The following is a 2,680-nucleotide window of genomic DNA, read 5'->3' as shown; positions in this document are numbered from 1 at the left end:
GGTCAGCAGCCTAAACCGCAGATCAATGAAGGATGTCCTAATACGTACTTACAAGGATTAGAATTCGCTATACAAGATGAGCAAAAAACAGTAGATTTTTATTTGGAAATTTCGGATGAAACATCGGATGCAACTATGAAAGATTTATTGCGCAGAATAGCTGCAGATGAACAAAATCATGCGGTATGGTTTTTATATTATTTTGTGAAAACGAAGTGAATATGAAAAAATGAATGGTTGATGTGGTGAATATATTAGAAATTAGTTTAAAACGTAGTGCAGTAATTGAGTGAAATACTGAAATACAAGTAGAAGGAAACCGTTTCATTAGTAGTGGGGCGGTTTTTTTGCGATGAAATACAAGTTACAAAGAGTATCGACAAAATATAGTAGTTGAATTTGGTATATAATGTATGAAACGAAAATGAAAATAAATAAGCTAGGAGCAAACATATGAAAAGAGGAATTACAGTAGATATTCTAGATGGATATGATAATTTACTTTGGAAGGTGTTAAAGCCAATTGATATTACTGTATTTGATTGGCAAGCCGTGGGAAGAGAGGAAGCTTATATAATAGTAGGGAATGGATTAGGTCCAGAATTATTTTCAGAGGATAACGAGATTATGGAAGGCTCAGAATTAAAAAAGTAAATAAAAGATAACATATATTATCTTTTATTTGTAGATTTAAAAGCATATCCAAAAGGGGAAGTACTAGGAGAAATTGAAACATATGAAGACTTTAAGGAGAGTAAGTGTGAAGTAGTCGTATTAGTAGCGGATGGTGATTACATACAAATTTATGCGAAAAAACAAGAAGAGATTGAAATGATGTATGAAAACGCACTGAATCAAGGATTTTATGTAGAATATATTACAGATGAAAATGATGGAAGGACTCGTATGTCAGTATGGTAGTAATTTGAAAGGGGAACAGCAATATGGAGAGAAATATAAGTAAAGAATATACAATTCGAATTGCTTCTGGAGAGGAAATCGATAGCATTATTACTCTATTAAAAGAGGTAGCGCGGTGGCTACAAGATAAAGAAGTAGATCAATGGCAGTACCTTTTAGGAGAAGAAGCTACGGCTGAAATATTAGAAGCCATAAAAGAGAAATATACGTATGTCGTAATGAAAGAAGAGGAAATTGTCGGTACGGTTACAGTATCTCCTAAACAAAATGATTGGGATGAACATATTTTTGGTAAAGAGGAAGTTTCTGATTCTTTATATATTCATAGATTTGTGGTGAAGCGGGAGTATAAGGGGAATGGAATAGGAGAATGGATTTTACAGTGGATAGACGAGAATGTGCAATGTGATAAAGAGTATTTGAAATTAGATTGCGTTGGGCATAATCTTACCTTGAATGATTTTTATAAGAAAAATGGTTTTGAATATGTTGGGAGTACGGATGGACTTAGTAAGTTTCAAAAGAGAAGGGGAATGTGAATGAATCAAACTACTACCGATTTAGTTAAAAGGTTAATAGGGGCACAGGTCAACATGGGATCATAAACCAGTTTGGRTTCATGGAGATGTWGCRCCAGGGAAYTTACTCGTTAARGATGGAAAGCTTTGTGCCGTAATTGATTTTGGTATWTTAGGAGTAGGAGACCCTGCTTGTGATGCAGCGATGGCATGGACATTTTTTGATAAGAATAGTAGAAACGTATTTAAAGAAGTATTAYRTATGGATGRAGAAACGTGGAATAGRGCGAGAGGATGGGCGCTTTGGAAGGCGTTAATTACATAYGATGCGAATAGGGATAGTAATRAGAARGTRRCAGAAGAATCTTATCGTGTRATTCAAGTRATTGTGGATGATTATRAGRGGKAATAGAAAAAGCTTATTTTGATTGTATATTTCAAAATAAGCTTTTTTACATGATTAAATATTAGGAATAGAAAGAAGGATTCTAACATTATTATACAGAATATTTAGATAATAGGAGGTGTCGAATTTTGAGTGAAATTGAGTTGAAAAGTAATGTAATTAAGACAGGGCGAGAGAAGGGGATTATTCTTCGGTTTATACTTGCTAGTCTAGTTGGGGTGTTTATGTTTTTCGTACCAGTTACGATAAACGGTGCTTCGTCAATTATGATTGATCATATCGTATCGTGGATTCGGACTTCAGTTCCTTCTGTAGTACCATATTACGCACTACTTGTAATGATAATTGGTGCGATTTATCCATTTTATACGAAGAAATGGAATGCATCTATCGTAGATATTTGTTTTTCTATTTTAAAAGTAGTAGGTGTTGTTTTCGGCGTATTATATTGTTTGAAAGTAGGACCAGCATGGTTCTTTGCGCCAGATGTTGGACCGTTTTTGTATGAGAAGTTAGTTATATCAGTAAGTTTACTCGTTCCAATTGGCTCAGCATTTTTAGCGTTATTAGTCGGGTACGGATTGCTTGAGTTTATCGGCACGTTTTGTCGTCCAATTATGAGACCGTTATGGAAAACACCTGGGCGATCAGCAATTGATGCGGTTGCTTCCTTTGTGGGGAGTTATTCACTTGCACTTCTTATTACTAACCGTGTTTATAAAGAAGGAAAGTATACGACGAAAGAAGCAGCGATTATCGCAACAGGATTTTCAACAGTATCCGCAACATTTATGATCATCATCGCAAAAACACTAGATATAATGCACTTATGGAA

The 2,680-nt window shown here is 34.7% G+C and carries 3 protein-coding genes and 2 pseudogenes; all 5 read left to right on the top strand.

The annotated features are described in order from the left end of the window. The coding region (locus AC1DJR_RS25510; protein ID WP_477003808.1) for a ferritin-like domain-containing protein at window positions 1–219 on the top strand (219 nt) is incomplete at its 5' end. Between the two features lie 234 nt (window positions 220–453). Next, window positions 454–921, top strand: a pseudogene (locus AC1DJR_RS25505) (DUF2691 family protein). Between the two features lie 23 nt (window positions 922–944). Beyond that, window positions 945–1,460: a GNAT family N-acetyltransferase gene (locus tag AC1DJR_RS25500; protein WP_429688485.1), complete on the top strand. Its 516-nt coding sequence runs from the start codon at window positions 945–947 to the stop codon at window positions 1,458–1,460. 46 nt (window positions 1,461–1,506) lie between these two features. Then, window positions 1,507–1,851 (top strand): annotated as a pseudogene (locus tag AC1DJR_RS25495) (phosphotransferase); the annotation flags it as partial. A gap of 122 nt (window positions 1,852–1,973) precedes the next feature. Further along, window positions 1,974–2,680: YjiH family protein (locus AC1DJR_RS25490; RefSeq protein ID WP_477003807.1), on the top strand; the 707-nt coding region annotated here is incomplete at its 3' end.

Source organism: Bacillus sp. 05T31, from assembly GCF_056396725.1.
The sequence above is the reverse complement of the archived record's forward strand: the minus strand, read 5'-3'. Positions and strand labels throughout refer to the sequence as shown.

Coding starts and splice junctions, on each gene's coding strand:
- AC1DJR_RS25500 (WP_429688485.1), top strand. CDS start 945: ATGGAGAGAAATATAAGTAAAGAATATACAATTCGAATTGCTTCTGGA.